The sequence below is a fragment of the Sphingobium anseongense genome, assembly GCF_037725245.1.
Classification (GTDB): domain Bacteria; phylum Pseudomonadota; class Alphaproteobacteria; order Sphingomonadales; family Sphingomonadaceae; genus Sphingobium.
The window spans coordinates 397363-414409 of record NZ_JBBJUL010000002.1 but is presented as its reverse complement, the minus strand read 5'-3'; the positions used below and the strand labels follow the sequence as shown (position 1 = coordinate 414409).

Here is a 17047-nt window from a genome sequence, read left to right as displayed (position 1 = left end):
GGAACATAATGAGCGATTCGGCTTCTCCACTGGCCGCTTTGCGGCGAACAATTGCCGCCCTCGACCGGGGTAAGCCACGGTGGGATAGCGATTTTTTTTGCACAGGTCATGGCGGACTGGACACCGCCCTGGGCGGCGGCCTGGCGCGTGGGCGCGTGCATGAGCTGGTTTGTGCGGAGGAAGAAGCAGGCGCGGGCGCGGGCATGGCGCTGCTGCTGGCCCGACTGGCGACGCGGGCGGATGATGTCGCGCCCTTGCTGTGGCTGCGACTGGACGCAGCGAGCCGGCAGGGCGGCGCCCCCTATGGGCCGGGGCTGGCGGCGCTGGGCATCGACCCCGGCCGGCTGCTGCTGGGAACGATGACGGATGAAGCGATGCTGCTCCAGGCCGGCCTCGATGCGGTTCGCTGCCCTGGCCTGGGCGCGGTGATGATCGAATGCCGGGGACGCCATCGCTTGCTCGACCTCACCGCCAGCCGCCGGCTGGCGCTGGCGGCGGAAGCCTCGGGCGTGACGGCGCTGTTGTTGCTGGTCGGCGGGGTGCCCGGGCCGAGCGCCGCCGAGACGCGGTGGCAGGTGGCGGCGGCGCCGTCTGCTCCCCTGGCCGGCGATGCGCCGGGGCATGGCGCGTTCGACCTGACCCTGCTGCGCCGCCGCGCCGGGCCGGATGGAATGAGATGGCGGCTGGAATGGCGTGCGACCGAAGGCGTTTTTGGAGAATGGAGCGGTGGACAGGGCGGACAGCAGCAGCATGGAAGGGAGGGAGCGGCGCTATCTGGCGCTGTGGTTTCCATTCCTGCCGCTCGACCGGCTGCGGATCGCGCGGCCTGACCACTGGGCGCGGACGGATGGCCCGCGCGCGATGGTGGAAAGCGTGCGCGGGGCGATGCGGCTCGTCTGCCCGGACGAAGATGCGCTGGCCCTGGGCCTGAACGCGGGCATGGCGCTGGCCGACGCGCGTGCACAGGAACCTGGCCTGGCGGTGTTCGAGGCCGATCCCCATGCCGATCAGGACTGGCTTGAGCGACTGTGCGACGGCTGCGCGCGCTATACGCCGATCGCCGCGCTCGACGGGCCGGCGGGGCTGATGCTGGACATTGGCGGTTGCGCGCATCTGTGGGGTGGTGAAGCGCCGCTGGCGAGTGCCGTGACCGACCGGCTTGTGCGTCACGGCATGCGCGCGCGCCATGCGCTCGCGGGCACCGCCGAAGCGGCCCACGCGCTCGCCCGCTATCCTGCCGCGCCTGCGCCGGACGAAGATGCGGCGATCCGCCGCTTGCCGGTCGAGGCGTTGGGGCTGGAGGCGGAAAGCGCGCTCGCGCTGCGCCGCGCGGGATTACGCCATATCGGTGACGTGGCCGCTCGCCCTGCCGCCGCGCTGGCCGCGCGCTTTGGCAAAGAGTCGGTCGATGCGCTGCACCGGCTGCTCGGGCTTGCCGACCGGCCGCTCCGCCCCCGCCGGGCCATCGCCGCCATCATGGTCGAGCGCCGCTTCGCCGAGCCGATGGGCAGCACGGCGCATGCACTGGCCGTGCTGGCAAAGATGGCGGTGGAAGCAGGGGATCAACTGAGCGAGCGGGCGCAGGGTGGTCGACGGTTCGAAGCGATATTTTTCCGCAGCGACGGCCTGGCTTTCCCGCTGCGCGTCGAAACCAGCCAGCCCATCCGTGAACCCGCCGCGATCATGCGATTGTTCGAGGAAAGGGTCGATAGCCTGTCCGATCCGCTCGATCCTGGCTTTGGCTTCGACATGCTGCGCCTGTCGGTGCCGCGGTCCGAGCCGCTCGCGCCCAGCCAGCTGGCGCTGGAAGGGGGGAAGGTGCCCCCGCAAGACGATGTCGCGGCGCTGGTCGACCGCCTGTCGGTGCGCGCGGGCCGCCATCGAATCCAGCGCCTGACGCCCCGCGACAGCCACATCCCGGAACAGGCGCAACTTGCGCTGCCCGCCGTCGAAAGTCGCGCGCCGGCAAGCTGGCACCGACCTGGCGATCCCGAGGACCCTCCGCTGCGCCCGCTTCACCTGTTCGACCCGCCCCAGCGGATCGAAGCGATCGCTCAGGTGCCGGACGGGCCGCCGCATCGCTTCCGCTGGCGGCGCACGCTGCATGAGGTGACGCGGTTCGAAGGGCCAGAACGGATTGCGCCCGAATGGTGGCGCGCAGCCGACGGAGCGCTGGAGGGGCATGGCCGCACCCGCGATTATTATCGTGTCGAAGATGCGCGCGGTCGCCGCTACTGGATCTTTCGCCATGGCCTTTATGGCGGCGAGACGGTGCGGCCCGACTGGTATCTGCACGGCCTGTTCGCATGAAGGAGCGCGGCTATCCCGACCCCGCCAAGCCCAAATCGGCCGACTGGCGCAAACGCGAAGCGCTGGAGAGGGCGCACGGACGGCCACAGGAAGAGTCGCCCCGATCGCTCCCGCCCCAGCACCTGGGCGGACCGCCCTTCGCGGAACTGGGGGCCATGTCCAATTACAGCTTTCTGCATGGCGCATCCCACCCGTCCGATCTGGTCGGGGAGGCCATCAATCTGGGGCTCGCGGCCATCGGCATAGCCGATCGCAACAGTGTGGCGGGCGTGGTGCGCGCCCATGTCGCGTTGCGCGACGCACCGGCCAAAGCACGCGCGGCGATGATGGAAGCAAAGAAGGAAAGGGGGGAAGCGCCCGAACTGACCTTTCAGGAACGTGCCGCTTGCGAAACCGCTCTGCGCCTGATCGTGGGCGCGCGTCTGGTCTTTGTCGACGGCACCCCAGATATCATCGCCTATCCGGTCAGCCGCCCGGGCTGGGGCCGCCTGACCCGATTGCTGACAAAGGGCAATATGGCGGCGGTCAAGGGCGATTGCATTTTGCGTTTCGAGGATCTGGTCGGCCATCTCGATGACCTGTTGCTGATCGTCCTGCCGCTTTCGACCGCGCGCGAGCAGCGCAGGCACAAGGCGCCGCCTGCCTACCCTTTCGACGACAGCGAAAACAGCCAGCCTGCCTCCCGCCTCAAACTGGTGCCGCCATCCTCTCCGCCGACATGGCAGTCCGCCTTGCGGGCCTTACAGCAAAGCGCACCAGGACGCGTATGGCTGGGCCTGTCCATGCGCTACCAGGGGCGCGATGCGCGGCACCGGGCGGTGATCAAGGCGGCGGCGGCGCAAGCGGGCGTACCGGTCATCGCGACCAACGACATTCTTTATGCCACAGCGTCGGCGCGACCGTTGCAGGATGTGTTGAGCTGTATCCGCGATGGCGTCACGCTCAAGGATGCGGGACGGCGGCTGGAAGCCAATGCCGAACGTCACCTCAAGTCCCCTGCCGAAATGCAGCGCATCTATGCCGCCTGCCCGCAGGCGCTGGCGGAAACGATCCGCTTCATCGGCAGGATCACCTTCACGCTCGATGACCTCAAATATGAATATCCGCACGAACCTGTGCCGCCCGGCTGGTCACCGGAGGGGTGGCTGGAACATCTGGTGCGCGAAGCGGCGACGGCGCGCTATGGCGACACGCTGCCCGAGGAGGTGGAAAAGCTGATCGGCGAGGAACTGACGCTGATCGCCAGGCAGAGATATGCCTATTATTTCCTGACCGTCCACGATCTGGTGTGTTTCGCCCGCGCGCAACAGCCGCCGATTTTGTGCCAGGGGCGCGGGTCGGCCGCCAATTCGATCGTCTGCTTCCTGCTCGGCGTCACCTCCGTCGATCCGATGAAGCACGACCTGCTCTTTTCCCGCTTCGTATCGGAGGAGCGCAACGAGCCGCCGGACATCGACGTCGATTTCGAGCATGAACGGCGCGAGGAGGTGATGCAATATATCTACCGCCGCTATGGCCGCGAGCGGGCGGGCATCGCCGCGACGGTGATCCATTATCGTTCGCGCAGCGCCCTGCGCGAAGTCGCCAGGGTGCTGGGCCTGAGCGAAGACATATCGGCCCGGCTGTCGAGCACGGTATGGGGCAGCTATTCCGGCGACCTTGGCGACGGGCGGATCGTCGATGCGGGCTATGCGCTCGACAATCCTGAAATCGTGCGGTTGCGCTCGCTGGTCGAACAGTTGATCCGGGCGCCCTTCGCCAGGCATCTGTCGCAGCATGTCGGCGGCTTCGTCCTGACCCAGAACCGGCTCGATGAAACCGTGCCGATCCATAATGGCGCCATGCCCGACCGCAGCTTCATCGAGTGGGACAAGGATGACATCGACGCGCTCGGCCTGATGAAGGTCGATGTGCTGGCGCTCGGCATGCTCAGCTGCATCCGCAAGGCCTATGATCTGATGCGCCGCCATGGCCTTGGCGATCATGACTTGACCGTGGATCTCGATTCACAGGATCCGGCGGTTTATGCCATGCTTCAGAAAGGCGACAGTATCGGCGTGTTCCAGGTGGAAAGCCGCGCGCAGATCAACATGCTGCCCCGCCTCAAGCCTGAAAACCTCTACGACCTGACGGTGCAGGTGGCGATCGTGCGGCCCGGCCCGATCGAAGGCGACATGGTGCACCCCTATCTGCGGCGGCGGGCAGGCCTTGAAAAGCCTGAATTTCCCTCGCCCGCCCCGCCGCACAATCCCAATGAACTAAGGGATTTGCTCAAACAGACCTATGGCGTTCCGCTGTTTCAGGAACAGGCGATGAAGCTTGCGATCGTGGCAGCGGAATTCACCCCGTCCGAAGCGAACCAGCTGCGCCGGTCGATGGCGACCTTTCGTCATGTCGGCGGCATGGACAAGTTCAGGGAAAAGATGATCGGCGGCATGGTGCGACGCGGTTACAAGAGCGACTTCGCCGATCGCTGCTACAGCCAGATCGAAGGTTTTGGCAGCTATGGCTTTCCCGAGAGTCACGCGCTGTCGTTCGCGCGGCTGGTCTATGTTTCGGCGTGGATAAAATGCCACCAGCCCGCGGTCTTCGCCTGCGCGTTGCTCAATTCGCAGCCAATGGGATTCTATGCGCCCGCGCAACTGGTACGCGACGCGCGCGAACATAGTGTTACCGTCAATGATGTCGATGTCAACATGAGCGACTGGGACAATCGGCTCGAACCGCTGCTGCGCTCGCGCAATTCGGGGGGTGGCGAAGGGCGGGGCCGTGCGCTGGCGCTGCGGCTGGGTATGCGCCAGATCGACGGGTTTCGCGAAAGCTGGGCGGCACAGGTCGTCGCTGCACGCGAAGGCGGGCTGTTCGCGAGTATCGAGGATATCGCCCGCCGCGCCGGGCTGCCCGCGCGCGCGCTGCGGCTACTGGCCGATGCCGATGCGTGCCGATCCTTGGGGCAGGGCCGGCGCGAGGCATTATGGGACGCGCGGCGCACGCCACCGGACGAACTGCCGCTGTTCGCCGCCGCCCGCAGGCGCGATCCCGCCGCGCGCGAATTGGGGGCCGAACCCGATGCCATGCTGCCGGCCATGGCGCCGGGCGAACAGGTGGCGGCGGACTATCAGATGATGCGCCTGTCGCTCAAAGGGCATCCGATGCAATTCCTGCGGCCTGTCTTTGCAGCCGAAGGCGTGCTGAGCTGCGCCGATACCAGCGCCGCCAGGAATGGCGCGATACTTCGTACCGCTGGCGTGGTGCTGGTGCGCCAGCGACCGGGCAAGGGCAATGCCGTCTTCATCACCATCGAGGATGAGACCGGCGTCACCAATATTCTGCTATGGGCGCGGCTGTTCGAAATGCAGCGCCGCGCGGTGATGGCCAGCCGGCTGATGCTGGTGGAGGGGGAGGTGCAGCGCAGCAAGGAAGGCGTCGTCCATCTGATGGCGACGCGCATTCATGATCGCACGGCTGACCTGTTGCGGCTGTCCGATGTCCATCCTCGCCGTCCTGCGCTCTCGCCCGCCGACGAATTCCTTCATCCGCAACATCCGCGTACGGCGAGCCACCCGCGCAATGTACGAATTCTGCCGAAGTCGCGCGATTTTCATTAGCCGTGCGAAAATCATTGGCGAGGTGACGCGCCTATTTACCCTACGGAACAGGTGGCAAAGCGAGACGATTGCATATTTTGCAATCGCGAGGCGGCTTTACGCACTTGCAGCATTTTCGATTCGCAGCCAATTAGATGAGGCCTTTCAGGCATCCTCTCCTAAAACTTTCATAGGGCTGGTCTTCGGACCGGCCCTTTTTTTCGTTGGCAAAGCGGCCGAGGCCGACCGCGCTTATGGGCGCGTCCATAATGCGCGGCGAGGCGCCGCCGCCGGCCAGCGCCCGCCGCGACCCGGCACCTGACCGGCGGCGCGCAGCACCCAGCCCAGCTTTTCCCTGCCGTGCGTCACGATACGCCGGTCCCACGCCTGCTCGCCGCGCCGAGCGACCTGCCGCGCGATATCGCCATAGATACCCGCCGCCGCCAACACCGCCCAGGCCGCGCGCGGCGGCAACGCCCCGGTGCCGTGACGGGCGCTATTTTCATAGGTGCCCGCCATGGTGGCAAGACGTTTGCCCAGCACCGCGAGCCGCGCGCGCGCCCACGGCTTCATATGCTCGCCGGGGGGGATATCCATTTCGGCCAGCCAGTCCTGAGGCAGATAGCAGCGGCCGGCCGCTTCATCCTCGCTGATGTCGCGCGCGATATTGGCGAGCTGGAAAGCCAGCCCCAGATCGCAGGCGCGGTCGAGCGTGGCGTGATCGTCCGGGTCCACCCCCATCAGCACCGCCATCATGCAGCCGACCGCGCCCGCGACATGATAGCAATAGCGCAGCATGTCGTCTTCGCTGCGCGGTCGCCACTCCTGCGCATCCAGGGCAAAGCCGTCGATCAGGTCATGGGCGAAGCGATGCGGAATTGCGCATTCGCGCATCACCAGCCCAAAGCCGTCAAACGCCGGATCGCCGGTGGTTTCGCCCCGCAGCGCCAGCCCGGTCAGCAAGCGAAGAGTGGACAGTCGCGCCTGCCCGTCGATGACGCCGCTCATGGTTCCACCATGGTCCTGCCCATCGGCGACATCGTCGCACTTGCGGCACCAGGCGTAGAGCAGCCACGCGCGCTCGCGCGTCGTGCGGTCGAACAGCTTCGATGCCATGGCAAAGCTTTTCGAACCGCGCGCGATGCTGGCGCGGGCATGGGCGACGAGGGCGGCGCGGTCCGGCGTCAGAGGCTTGTCGCTTTCATCGCGAGGATCGGTTCGTGCGGCCGGTAAGTGGCCATTTGGTCAAGCAGCGTGTCGATATCCCCTGCTGCGATCATGATGCCGGCATGTTGGGGGCGAATGAAGCCGGCGTCGATCATCTGGCGATTGAAGGCGATCAGCGGGTCGTAAAAGCCACCGACATTGAGCAGGCCGACCGGCTTCCGATGATAGCCCAGTTGCGCCCAGCTGATCGCTTCCCACAATTCGTCCATCGTGCCGACGCCACCCGGCAGAGTGACGAAGCCATCAGACAGGTCCGTGAAGGCCTGTTTGCGCTGATGCATGGTCTGGACGACTTGCAGTTCGGTGCAGCCGCGATGCGCGACCTCCGCGCCGACCAGCGCCTGCGGGATCACGCCGATCACCTCGCCGCCCGCTTCCAGCGCCGCGTCGGCGACCGTGCCCATCAGCCCGAGCCGCCCCCCGCCATAGACGATACCGATGCCGCGCCCTGCCAGCGTGCGCCCGACGAGGCGCGCCGCATCGGCATAGGCAGGGTCGGCAGGCGTCGCCGAGCCGCAATAGACCGCCAACCGCTTCACCGTGCGACCGTCACTTGAGATCGCCGAGCATCAGCGCCGCGGTCGCCTTGGCGCTGCCCACCACGCCTGGAATGCCAGCCCCCGGATGCGTGCCCGCGCCCACCAGATAGAGGTTGGGGATGACGTCGTCGCGATTATGTGCGCGGAACCAGGCGCTCTGGGTCAGCAATGGCGCCAGGCTGAAGGCGCTTCCCATATGCGCGGCCAGATCGGTTGCGAAATCGGGCGGGGCATAGTGAAACTGGGTAACGATGCGCGATCGGATGTCGGGGATCAGCCGGTGCTGGATCTCGTCGAGGATGCGTTCGGCAAAGACCGGCCCGAATTGCGCCCAGTCGATCGGCAGCTTGCCCATATGCGGCACCGGGGCCAGCGCGTAGAAGGTCGAATGACCTTCGGGCGCCATCGACGGGTCGGTCACGGTCGGGTGATGCAGGTAGAGCGAGAAGTCGGCCGGAAGCACGCCATGATCGTAAATGTCGGTCAACAGCCCCTTATAGCGCGGGCCGAACAGGATCATGTGGTGGGGAATACCCGGCCAGGTCCCCTTGATACCGAAATGGACGACGAACAGGCTTGGCGACCATGTCTTGCGAGACAGCTTTTCCGCCTGCTTCACGCCCCTGGGGTGCGCGCCCAGCAAATCCTTGTAGCTGTGCATCAGGTCGGCGTTGCTGGCGACCGCATCGGCTTCGCCACGCCAGCCAGACGCGGTCCGCACCGCCGTTGCACGGTCGCCGAAGGTTTCGATTTCCACCACCTTGTCGCCAAGCCGCAGCACGCCGCCCAGCCGCTCGAAATGGGTCGCCATGCCCTGGACCAGCCGATTGGTGCCGCCCTTGGCGAACCAGACGCCGCCGTCCTTTTCGAGCTTGTGGATGAGCGCGTAGATGGCGCTTGTGTCCATCGGATTGCCGCCGACCAGCAGCGTGTGGAAGGACAGTGCCTCACGCAGCTTCTCATTCTTCACATAGCTTGCCACGATCGAATAGACCGATCGCCATGCCTGATGGCGAGCAAGCGCCGGGGCGGCCCGGATCATCGACGCGAAATCGAGAAACGCCACCGCGCCGAGCTTGCGATAGCCTTCCTCATAGACGCCGGCGGCATAGTCGCAAAAACGCTCATAGCCCGCGACATCGGCGGGATCGAGCTTGGCGATTTCCGCGCGCAGCCGAATTTCGTCATTGCCATAATCGAAATTGGTGCCGTCGGGCCAGTTGAGCCGATAGAATGGCGTCACCGGCATCAGCGTCACGTCCTGCGCCATATCATGCCCCGACAACCGCCACAGTTCGGCCAGGCAGGCGGGATCGGTGATCACGGTGGGTCCGGCGTCAAAGGTGAAGCCGTCCTTTTCCCACATATAGGCGCGGCCGCCGGGCCGATCGCGCGCTTCGACCAGCGTGGTGGCGACGCCCGCCGATTGCAGGCGGATCGCGAGCGCCAGCCCGCCAAAGCCCGCGCCGATGACAATGGCTTTGCGATCCATCAGGCGGAGTGTTTCGTCAATACGCGCATGGCGCTCCTTATGGGCACGGGGGGACGGCCGCACAAGATGCGCGCGCGATCCGTCCACCGCGACCGGCCGGCATAGAAGCGCTGGATCAGCGGCGCCGGCAGTCGGTAGAAGCGTTCGAAGATACGCCAGCGCTGGTCGGGTGCGGCCGCGCCGAACAGCATCCGGCCGAGCAGCCGATAATAGCCGCCCGCTCGCCAGTGCGCGGCGGCGCGCGCGCGCGTGGCGGCGGGCAGAGTGGCGAGCGGCTGTTCGACGAGCCACAGAGCGAAGTTCACACCGTCCGGGAGCGAATAGCCGGTCATGGGGTGGAACAGGCCGGCGCGCACCCCTGCGCGGGCGACGGGAGCGTCCCGGGGCCAGAAACGATCGAAATCGCCGCCGTGCACCACCGGCAATATGCCCGATTCGCTGTGCACCAGCGCCTTTACCGTCCAGCCGCGCGCCTGGGCATAGGCGGCGATGCGCGCGGCGACAGCCGGCTCATCGAGGGCAGGCGAATCGCTGTAATAGGTATCCTCGACAAAGATCGTGTGCGGATCAACGGGCAGCAGATAGACGAAGCGGTAGCCGTCGATCTGGGGCACGCTGGCGTCCATGATGACGGGCCGGTCGATCCCGTGCGGCCTACCGAGACGCAGGGTTTGCCCAACGAATTTCTGCCAGCCGCAGCGCAGCGCGCCAAGGTCGCCGCCGCCGCGCGCGTCGATCACGGCCTGGGCCGCGATCATGCGGCCATCCGCGAGCGTGACGCTGTGCGCGGTCATATCGGCAACCGCGGCGCCCGTGATCGCCCGGTCGCCCAGCACGGTGCGCAGATGCGCATCGAACCGGGAGGAGGTGATGCTGTTATAGGGGGTCGCCAATGTGCGGCGGTGGCCGGGAAAGGCGACGTCATGCCCGCCCGGCCAGCGATGGGCGACCAGCGGGTCGACCAGCCAGCGGTCGGCATCGGCCACGTCGCCGTCAAAAAAGGACCAGAGGTGGTTCCCGCCGAGCGTCGCTTCACGTTCGATCAGCAGGATGTCCAGGTCGGGGCGGCGTGTGGCGAAAGCAAGCGCGATCAGCCCGCCGGCCAGGCCGCCGCCGATGATCGCGAGGTCGCAGGAAAGAGAGTTGCTCACCGGGAGCGGCTGTAGCCGATAGCCATGATGGCGTGAAGGGCGCTGGATCGGCGCGCGCGATCGTCCTAGGAACATATTTTGACGAACGTAACGGAGAGGAACGACCGCTGGCCCTGCGCTCGACGCCATCGCGACCCGCCGTGCAGCCGAATATGGGCAGGACGAGATGAGCATGGATCATAATCACACCCCGCCGACCGGCGATGTGCCCGAAGACCGGCATTATTTCGACCATATCTATCTGTCCGCGGGCCATGACCGCAACGCCCGCAAGACGATGTGGGTCGTGTGGCTGACCGCCGTCACGATGGTGGTGGAAATCGTATTTGGCTGGCTCACCGGCTCGATGGCGCTGCTGGCCGATGGCTTTCACATGGCGACCCATGCCGGGGCGCTGGCGGTAGCGGCAGGCGCCTATGGCTTTGCCCGCCGGCATGCCCGCAATCCCCGTTTCACCTTTGGCACCGGCAAGGTCGGCGACCTCGCCGGTTTTGCCTCGGCGTTGCTGCTGGCGCTGATGGCGCTGTTCATCGCCGTCGAATCGGTGCTGCGCATGTTCGAGCCGGTGCGCGTCGATTTCGACGAGGCGACGCTGGTCGCGATCATCGGCCTGATCGTCAATCTGGTGAGCGCGCTGCTGTTGGGGCATGATCATAGCCACGACCATGGGCATGACGATCACCATCATCATCATGGCCACGCCGATAACAATATGCGCGCCGCTTATATCCATGTGCTGACCGATGCGCTGACGTCGGTGCTGGCGATCGGGGCGCTGCTCGCCGGGCGCTATCTTGGCTGGCTATGGCTCGACCCCGCGGTCGGCCTGTTGGGGGCGGTGGTGATCGCGCGCTGGGCCTGGGCGCTCATAAAGGACACGGCCGCCATCCTGCTCGACACCGCCGAACCGGCACTGACCGCGCGGGTACGGGAACTGGCCGAAGCGGAAGGCGCGATCATCCGCGATCTCCATGTCTGGCGGATCGGACCCCACGCCCACGCCGCGATCGTCAGCCTGGCGCCCGGTGCCGACGCGCCCGCCGTGCGCGCGCGCATCGTCGCGCTGCCCCGAATGGCGCATGTTACCGTGGAATGCGGGTAATCAGGCCAAGGGCATGGCCTCTTAGCCGGATGGACGGCGCATCGTAGCGTAACGTCCCGCCGCCGCCGCGCATATGGCGGCGGCGGGGTAACAGGATCAACCGTTCAGCTTGTCCTTGATGCCCTTGGCGGGGGTGAAGCTGATCTTCTTGGCAGCCGCGATCTGGATGGTCGCGCCGGTGGAGGGGTTGCGGCCCTCGCGTGCGGGCGTGTCCTTGACCTTGAACTTGCCGAAGCCGTTCAACGAAATTTCCTCGCCAGCGGCGGCAGCCTCGCCGATCGCGTCAAAGACGCCATCGACAAATTTGCGCGCATCGGCCTTGGTGACACCGTGGCTGGCGGCCAGCTTTTCGGCGAGATCGCTATTGTTCATATAATGGCCTTCCTGTGTTTATGCAGCCGGGTGCATAGCGCGGGCACAGGACGAGGTCCATTGCCCGACTGTGCAATCCGAATCGCCCGATAACAGCGATTTTCGCTCCTGCAAATCCACCTCGACATGGGATTGTGGCGTGCAGCGGGAAAAGCGCCTTCGCATTCCTGTGTGGCGGGCACTTGAACGGGCGCGGGCCGGCGCTGGTTCCATGTGAATCGAACGGGTTTTAGCCTCTGGCGAAACGGCGCCGGCGGCGATATGAGGGCGCTCAGCGGTTCCGTAGCTCAGCAGGATAGAGCGCCACATTCCTAATGTGGGCGTCGGGGGTTCGAGTCCCTCCGGGACCACCATTTCATCATCGCCCGCCCGCCCGAACATGCGGTTCGACGATATGTCAGTTCTTTGCTTCGGGCGGGATGACGGGAAAGGGCAGCGGGGCGACCTGAACGCCTTCCTCGATCAGCGCGCGCGCTTCGGTCGGCGCGACCTCGCCATGGATGCTGCCCATGTCCTTTTCGCCATAATGCATGGCCCGCGCCTGTTCGGCAAAGTCGCGGCCGACCCAGGTCGATCCCTCCAGCGCCTTGCCCTGCGCCCTGGCGAGCTTTTGCATCAGCGCCTGCATCCTGGCCATGTCCGGTTCCTGGCCCCGCCCCATCGGCACGGCTCTGCCATCGCTGGCGGACGCTGGCGCGGCGCGGCTGTTGCCCTTGGCGGCGACGGCGGGGGCCATCACCGCTTTGGTCACCGCCGCGTCGCCGCACAGCGGACAGATCAGCAATCCGCGAGCGCGCTGGTCCTCATAATCGGCGCTTGAGCCGAACCAGGCCTCGAACACATGGCCGGCGCTTTCGCACCTGAGGTCGAACACGATCACGAAATGTCCACTTTCTGCGGCAATATCCGGCGGTTGGCGATGGCGGGCACCCGCCCGCGCACGTCCTCTACGCGCGCCATGTCGATGTCGGCAAGGGCAAGGCCGCGCTTCACGCCCATGTCCAGCACGACTTCGCCCCATGGATCGACGATCAGGCTGTGGCCATAGGTCGCGCGCCCATCGGGATGCTGGCCGACCTGTGCGGCGGCGATGACGAAGGCGCCGGCCTCGATCGCACGGGCGCGCAGCAGCACATGCCAATGCGCCATGCCGGTCGGTACGGTAAAGGCGGCCGGGACCAGCAACACCGTCGCCCCGGCATTGGTCAGCGCGCGATACAGGTCGGGAAAGCGCATATCGTAACAGACCGACAGGCCCATCCGCGCCCAGGGCGTATCGACCGCGACGACCCGCTCGCCCGGCCCGTAGACCGACGATTCGCGCCAGCTTTCACCGGTAGCCAGATCGACATCGAACAGGTGGATTTTGTCATAGTAGGCGCGGATTGCCCCGCTGTCGTCTATCATCAGGCTGCGGTTGACGCGGCGCCCGTCGCCGCGCTCGTCGCAAAAGGCGTGCGATCCCAGATGTACCCAAAGTCCCGCGCGCGCCGACGCATCGCGCACGGCGGCGAGCAGCGGGTCATCGGCTTGCGAATGCAGGCGCATCGCCGCCCGGCTCCGGTCGCGATCCAGATAGCCGGCCATTTCGGGCGTGAACAGCATGTCCGCGCCTTCGCTTTTCGCCTGGTCGATCATCGCGACGATCGCCGCGGCGTTGGCGGCGGGGTCAATCCCGCTGGTCATCTGAAAGATCGCGGCGCGCATTGCCCCTAAAGGCCGAGCAGCGGGTCGAGCGCGCCGCGCCGCTCCAGCGCCGCCATGTCATCGCTGCCGCCGATATGGCGTCCGTCGATGAAGATCTGCGGCACCGTCATGCCGCCGTTCGACCGTTCCAGCATCTCGGCGCGCCTGGGACCGCCCGTCGTGATGTCATATTCCTCGAACGCGACGCCCTTGGCCCCGAGCAACGCCTTGGCACGCGCGCAATAGCCGCAAAAAGCCTTGGTGTAGATTTCGACCCGCGCCATGAACATTCTCCTTGAATAGCGAATTTGGGGGACGGCGGGCATTTGTCAATCGGTGGCCGGCCGATCGCGCGGCAACGCCCGCGCCCAGCACAGCAGATGCACCGAGCGTGCCCCGCCGGCTTTGAGCATCGCGGCGCAGGCCGATGCAGTCGCGCCGCTGGTATGCACATCGTCGATCAGCAGGATCGCCCGCCCCCGCACCGCTTGCCGGTCATGCAAGGCAAAGGCTCCCTTCACCGCGCGCCGCCGTGCGGCCGGGTTCATGCCCCGCAGCGGTCGCGTCCGCCGCGCCCGCCGCAGCGCGTCCTTGTCGAGCGCAATGCCGGTGTTCCAAGCCAGATGATCGGCGATCAACGCCGCCTGATTGAAGCCCCGCCACCACAGCCGCCAGCGGTGCAGCGGCACCGGCACGATCAGCATCGCGGCGCGATCGTCCGGCGGCACATGCCGGGCCATATGCGCCGCGATCAACCGCGCCAGCCCTATTCGACGCCCATATTTGAGCCGCAGCGCCACTGTCCGCGCGACATCGCCATAGGCGAGAACCGCCCGCGCGCTGTCAAAGGGCGGCGGATCGGCGAGGCACGCGCCGCATTGCGCGGCTTCGCCCTGTTCATGCGCGAATGGCACGCCGCACCGCGCGCAACAGGGCGGCCCCAGAAACTGCACCCCGCTCCAGCAGTCGAGACAGAAGGCGTGATCCTGCCCGACGATCGCGCCGCATCCAGGGCAGCGCGGTGGCAGCGCATAGTCGATCGCGGGGCGCAGCACGGCGCGCAATCCCTGGCGGATGAAGGCAAGTGGGGCGATCACGCCCCCTTGTCCTTGCTTTGGCGGCGATGCACAAGGCCGGCCATGGACGCTGCCCCCGCCATTTTCGACCGCCGCCTGCGGGCGCGACGCCGTGATCGCGCCGCGCGCGATTTCGCGCGCCATGACTTTCTCTACCGCGCGATGCTGGACGAACTGCTCGACCGGCTGGCCGACGTTCGCCGCGATTTCAGGGATATATTGGTGGTGGGTTGCCCCGATGCCAGCGCGCGCGAGCGGCTGGAGGCGATCGGCGCGCACGTGACCTGCGTCGATCCAGGACAGGTCAATGCCAACGCCAATGACGGCATTCAGGCGGATGAGGATGCGCTGCCCTTTGCCGAAGACAGTTTCGACCTGGTCATCGCCTGCGGCACGCTTGACAGCGTCAACGACCTGCCCGGGGCATTGATCCTGATGCGGCGCGTGCTGCGATCCGACGGGTTGATGCTGGCCGCTTTTCCCGGCGCGGGATCGCTCGTCCGGCTGCGGGCGGCGCTGATGGCGGGCGAGGGCGATTACGCCGCGGCTCATGTCCATCCGCAGGTCGATGTGCGCGCGGCCGGGGACCTGCTCAGCCGCGCGGGATACGCCATGCCGGTCGCCGATGCCGAAACGCTGACGGTCCGCTACGCCAGCCTGTTCGCGTTGATGGCCGACCTGCGCGGCATGGGCGCATCCAACATCATGACCGAGCGCGCGCCGCACCTTACCCGCGCGACACTGGCGCGGGCGGCCGAGCATTTCGCGGCCGCGGCCGACGCCGACGGGCGGACGTCCGAACGGTTCGTGATCGTCTATCTGAGCGGCTGGAAACCGGACCCCAGTCAGGCGAAGCCAGCGCGGCGCGGCAGTGCGACGATGTCGCTGGCGCAGGCGCTGAACCCGAAAAATTAGGCCGCGAGGCGGAGGAACGGCACCGGCGCGGTGGACCTCAGCACGATCGGCCGCCCCTCGGCCGCCTCGAACAGCTCGCCGTCCAGGATGACGCTGCTGCGGTCGCCTTCGATACGGATGGTGTCGCCTTGCGCCATGTGGATGCCTTGCATCGCGCCCTTGCCCAGGCCCTTGAACAGGCTGGCCCACAGGAAACGGAACAGGGCCGGCACACTCTGGTCGACCGCCATCAGTTTCATATTGCCGGTGCGACTGTCGCCCGGCCGCGCGCCCAGCAGCAGCTTTTCAAGCGTGGTGACGATCAGCACCGCGAACCGCCCCGCCAACTGCCCGTCGCGAATCAGCGAGATGCTGACCGGCCGTGTCGATGGCGGCATGAAACGCCCGCGTATGCCGAACAATATCGATGCGATCACGGCGAGCGCGGTCAGGAAATGGCTAAGGCCATTGGACAGCCCCAATGGATAGATGCGGTTGCGGCAGTAGAGGATCGAATCGGCCAGCCCCGCGCCGCCCAGGAACATGCCCAGCACCGGCCGGCTGTCCGCCTGCCCGTCCGACAGGGCGATCAGTTCGCGTGCGACGACATGCTCGTCCACGCCCGCCTTGGCGATGGCGACGATCCGTTCCAGCGCCTTGATCGGATCGCCATGGATGCCAAGGTCGAGCGCGATCAGGTTGGTCTTGCCATTGGGCAGCACCGCGATTGGCGGCACCCGGCCGGGGAAGTGGGCGCCTTGATACAGTTCGGTCAGCGCGGCCTGCACCGTGCCGTCGCCGCCGTTGATGACGATGACGGTCGGTTCGACGCGCGCGATGGTCTGCAACGCGCGGCCGATCTGGTCGACATGCTCGACCTCATAATGAAAAATATCGGGATTGCTGGCGCAATAACTGCGCACGCGCGGAAGCGTCTGCCGGTTGCCCGTCGACTTGGGGTTGGACAGAAGGGCGACGCGAACCATAAACCCCTACATATATCTCAGGTTGATGGTGATCCGGGTGACCCCCGGCCCCACGCGCACCGCGCTTTTTTCGACCGAAGGTTTGCCCAGGTTGAAAATGTTGATCGAGGGATTGTTCGAAAACCCGCCGCCATCCAGGCTGAGATCGGTCTTGCCATTGCCGTTACGGTCATGGCGCACCGCAATGCCGTAACGCCCCGGCTCGGGCACCGGCAGGCAAAAGCGCATCGCCCCCGACATCGGCTTGACCGCCGAATCGATCCGGTTGAGCCAGGCGCCCTTGGTCAGCCAGGCGTCTTTGACCGCCGGATAGGATTGCACCCGGATATTGCCGGTGGCGCTGGCGAAGCCCTTGACGTCCACCAATATGGCCGGCCCTTCCGCCGATGCCGCACACCGGCTCAGATCATTCCCGATTTCATGCTGCCGGGACCATGCCGGCACGGACGCAACCAGCGCTCCCGCCGTCAAAACCCCAAATGCAACTTTCAACATGACCACACGACTCCTGGCAGCTATAGCCGCCCGATTGGTTCGGACGACGAGCCCCTGTTCGCCCCGCTCGACTTCATGTTCATATGGTCGGGGTTTGCGGCCAAAACATGGTGATGGAACGACCAGATAT

The 17047-nt window shown here is 66.3% G+C and carries 16 protein-coding genes and 1 tRNA gene; 6 read left to right on the top strand and 11 right to left on the bottom strand.

Annotated elements, in window-relative coordinates; translation table 11 throughout:
* Nucleotides 1-8 precede the first annotated feature (8 nt).
* Genes WG908_RS04285 through WG908_RS04275 form a run of 3 tightly spaced genes read left to right on the top strand, consistent with a single transcriptional unit; the run spans nucleotide 9 to nucleotide 5918 of the window.
* On the top strand, nucleotides 9-830 hold the full coding sequence (locus WG908_RS04285) for an ImuA family protein (protein ID WP_340185327.1): 822 nt from the start codon (nucleotides 9-11) through the stop codon (nucleotides 828-830).
* Nucleotides 751-2310: a Y-family DNA polymerase gene (locus tag WG908_RS04280; protein WP_340185392.1), complete on the top strand. Its 1560-nt coding sequence runs from the start codon at nucleotides 751-753 to the stop codon at nucleotides 2308-2310. The genes WG908_RS04285 and WG908_RS04280 overlap by 80 nt, the downstream gene beginning before the upstream one ends.
* On the top strand, nucleotides 2307-5918 hold the full coding sequence (locus tag WG908_RS04275; RefSeq protein WP_340185326.1) for an error-prone DNA polymerase: 3612 nt from the start codon (nucleotides 2307-2309) through the stop codon (nucleotides 5916-5918). The genes WG908_RS04280 and WG908_RS04275 overlap by 4 nt, the downstream gene beginning before the upstream one ends.
* A 231-nt stretch (nucleotides 5919-6149) precedes the next feature.
* Here WG908_RS04275 and WG908_RS04270 read toward each other — a convergent pair whose 3' ends face one another.
* The 4 genes from WG908_RS04270 to crtY are packed head-to-tail and all read right to left on the bottom strand — an operon-like array spanning nucleotide 6150 to nucleotide 10306.
* Complete coding sequence (locus WG908_RS04270) at nucleotides 6150-7040, bottom strand: phytoene/squalene synthase family protein (RefSeq protein ID WP_340185391.1); 891 nt, start codon at nucleotides 7038-7040, stop codon at nucleotides 6150-6152.
* A gap of 41 nt (nucleotides 7041-7081) precedes the next feature.
* Nucleotides 7082-7663: an LOG family protein gene (locus WG908_RS04265; protein WP_340185325.1), complete on the bottom strand. Its 582-nt coding sequence runs from the start codon at nucleotides 7661-7663 to the stop codon at nucleotides 7082-7084.
* Nucleotides 7664-7673: 10 nt separating this feature from the next.
* Complete coding sequence (locus WG908_RS04260) at nucleotides 7674-9155, bottom strand: phytoene desaturase (protein WP_340185324.1); 1482 nt, start codon at nucleotides 9153-9155, stop codon at nucleotides 7674-7676.
* A complete protein-coding gene (crtY, locus tag WG908_RS04255) occupies nucleotides 9155-10306 on the bottom strand; it encodes a lycopene beta-cyclase CrtY (RefSeq protein ID WP_340185323.1) in 1152 nt (383 codons plus the stop codon). Before crtY ends, WG908_RS04260 begins: the two co-directional genes overlap by 1 nt.
* Before the next feature lie 166 nt (nucleotides 10307-10472).
* Between crtY and dmeF the strand changes: the two genes are divergently transcribed.
* Nucleotides 10473-11408: a CDF family Co(II)/Ni(II) efflux transporter DmeF gene (gene dmeF / locus WG908_RS04250; protein ID WP_445326658.1), complete on the top strand. Its 936-nt coding sequence runs from the start codon at nucleotides 10473-10475 to the stop codon at nucleotides 11406-11408.
* 96 nt (nucleotides 11409-11504) lie between these two features.
* On the opposite strand, the gene WG908_RS04245 is transcribed toward dmeF, so the two are convergent.
* A complete protein-coding gene (locus WG908_RS04245) occupies nucleotides 11505-11780 on the bottom strand; it encodes an HU family DNA-binding protein (protein WP_340185321.1) in 276 nt (91 codons plus the stop codon).
* 276 nt (nucleotides 11781-12056) lie between these two features.
* On the opposite strand from WG908_RS04245, the gene WG908_RS04240 reads away from it, so the two are divergent.
* A tRNA-Arg gene (locus WG908_RS04240) sits at nucleotides 12057-12133 on the top strand.
* A 44-nt stretch (nucleotides 12134-12177) separates the two neighbouring features.
* On the opposite strand, the gene WG908_RS04235 is transcribed toward WG908_RS04240, so the two are convergent.
* The 4 genes from WG908_RS04235 to WG908_RS04220 are packed head-to-tail and all read right to left on the bottom strand — an operon-like array spanning nucleotide 12178 to nucleotide 14563.
* Nucleotides 12178-12660: a DUF1178 family protein gene (locus WG908_RS04235; RefSeq protein WP_340185320.1), complete on the bottom strand. Its 483-nt coding sequence runs from the start codon at nucleotides 12658-12660 to the stop codon at nucleotides 12178-12180.
* Nucleotides 12657-13487 carry a carbon-nitrogen hydrolase family protein gene (locus tag WG908_RS04230; RefSeq protein WP_340185319.1) on the bottom strand — a complete coding sequence of 277 codons (831 nt, stop codon included), beginning with the start codon at nucleotides 13485-13487 and terminating at the stop codon, nucleotides 12657-12659. The genes WG908_RS04235 and WG908_RS04230 overlap by 4 nt, the downstream gene beginning before the upstream one ends.
* A gap of 5 nt (nucleotides 13488-13492) precedes the next feature.
* Entirely contained in the window at nucleotides 13493-13750 is a 258-nt protein-coding gene (gene grxC / locus WG908_RS04225) for a glutaredoxin 3 (protein WP_340185318.1), read from the bottom strand.
* Nucleotides 13751-13795: 45 nt separating this feature from the next.
* Nucleotides 13796-14563, bottom strand: coding sequence for a double zinc ribbon domain-containing protein (locus WG908_RS04220; RefSeq protein WP_340185317.1), 768 nt, complete (start codon nucleotides 14561-14563; stop codon nucleotides 13796-13798).
* A gap of 42 nt (nucleotides 14564-14605) precedes the next feature.
* Between WG908_RS04220 and WG908_RS04215 the strand changes: the two genes are divergently transcribed.
* Complete coding sequence (locus tag WG908_RS04215; RefSeq protein ID WP_340185316.1) at nucleotides 14606-15457, top strand: class I SAM-dependent methyltransferase; 852 nt, start codon at nucleotides 14606-14608, stop codon at nucleotides 15455-15457.
* Here the strand turns inward: WG908_RS04215 and WG908_RS04210 are convergent.
* On the bottom strand, nucleotides 15454-16422 hold the full coding sequence (locus tag WG908_RS04210) for a diacylglycerol/lipid kinase family protein (protein WP_340185315.1): 969 nt from the start codon (nucleotides 16420-16422) through the stop codon (nucleotides 15454-15456). The genes WG908_RS04215 and WG908_RS04210 overlap by 4 nt on opposite strands.
* 6 nt (nucleotides 16423-16428) lie before the next feature.
* Nucleotides 16429-16917, bottom strand: a complete 489-nt coding sequence (locus WG908_RS04205) for a DUF2141 domain-containing protein (RefSeq protein WP_340185314.1) — start codon at nucleotides 16915-16917, stop codon at nucleotides 16429-16431.
* Between the last annotated feature and the right edge of the window lie 130 nt (nucleotides 16918-17047).

What these genes read in the sequence shown, in the direction of transcription:
- WG908_RS04205 (WP_340185314.1), bottom strand. Translation starts at nt 16,917, where the DNA reads ATGTTGAAAGTTGCATTTGGGGTTTTGACGGCGGGAGCGCTGGTTGCG.
- dmeF (WP_445326658.1), top strand. Translation starts at nt 10,473, where the DNA reads ATGAGCATGGATCATAATCACACCCCGCCGACCGGCGATGTGCCCGAA.
- WG908_RS04210 (WP_340185315.1), bottom strand. Translation starts at nt 16,422, where the DNA reads ATGGTTCGCGTCGCCCTTCTGTCCAACCCCAAGTCGACGGGCAACCGG.
- WG908_RS04275 (WP_340185326.1), top strand. Translation starts at nt 2,307, where the DNA reads ATGAAGGAGCGCGGCTATCCCGACCCCGCCAAGCCCAAATCGGCCGAC.
- WG908_RS04245 (WP_340185321.1), bottom strand. Translation starts at nt 11,780, where the DNA reads ATGAACAATAGCGATCTCGCCGAAAAGCTGGCCGCCAGCCACGGTGTC.
- WG908_RS04285 (WP_340185327.1), top strand. Translation starts at nt 9, where the DNA reads ATGAGCGATTCGGCTTCTCCACTGGCCGCTTTGCGGCGAACAATTGCC.
- WG908_RS04230 (WP_340185319.1), bottom strand. Translation starts at nt 13,487, where the DNA reads ATGCGCGCCGCGATCTTTCAGATGACCAGCGGGATTGACCCCGCCGCC.
- WG908_RS04280 (WP_340185392.1), top strand. Translation starts at nt 751, where the DNA reads ATGGAAGGGAGGGAGCGGCGCTATCTGGCGCTGTGGTTTCCATTCCTG.
- WG908_RS04215 (WP_340185316.1), top strand. Translation starts at nt 14,606, where the DNA reads ATGGACGCTGCCCCCGCCATTTTCGACCGCCGCCTGCGGGCGCGACGC.
- WG908_RS04260 (WP_340185324.1), bottom strand. Translation starts at nt 9,155, where the DNA reads ATGGATCGCAAAGCCATTGTCATCGGCGCGGGCTTTGGCGGGCTGGCG.
- grxC (WP_340185318.1), bottom strand. Translation starts at nt 13,750, where the DNA reads ATGGCGCGGGTCGAAATCTACACCAAGGCTTTTTGCGGCTATTGCGCG.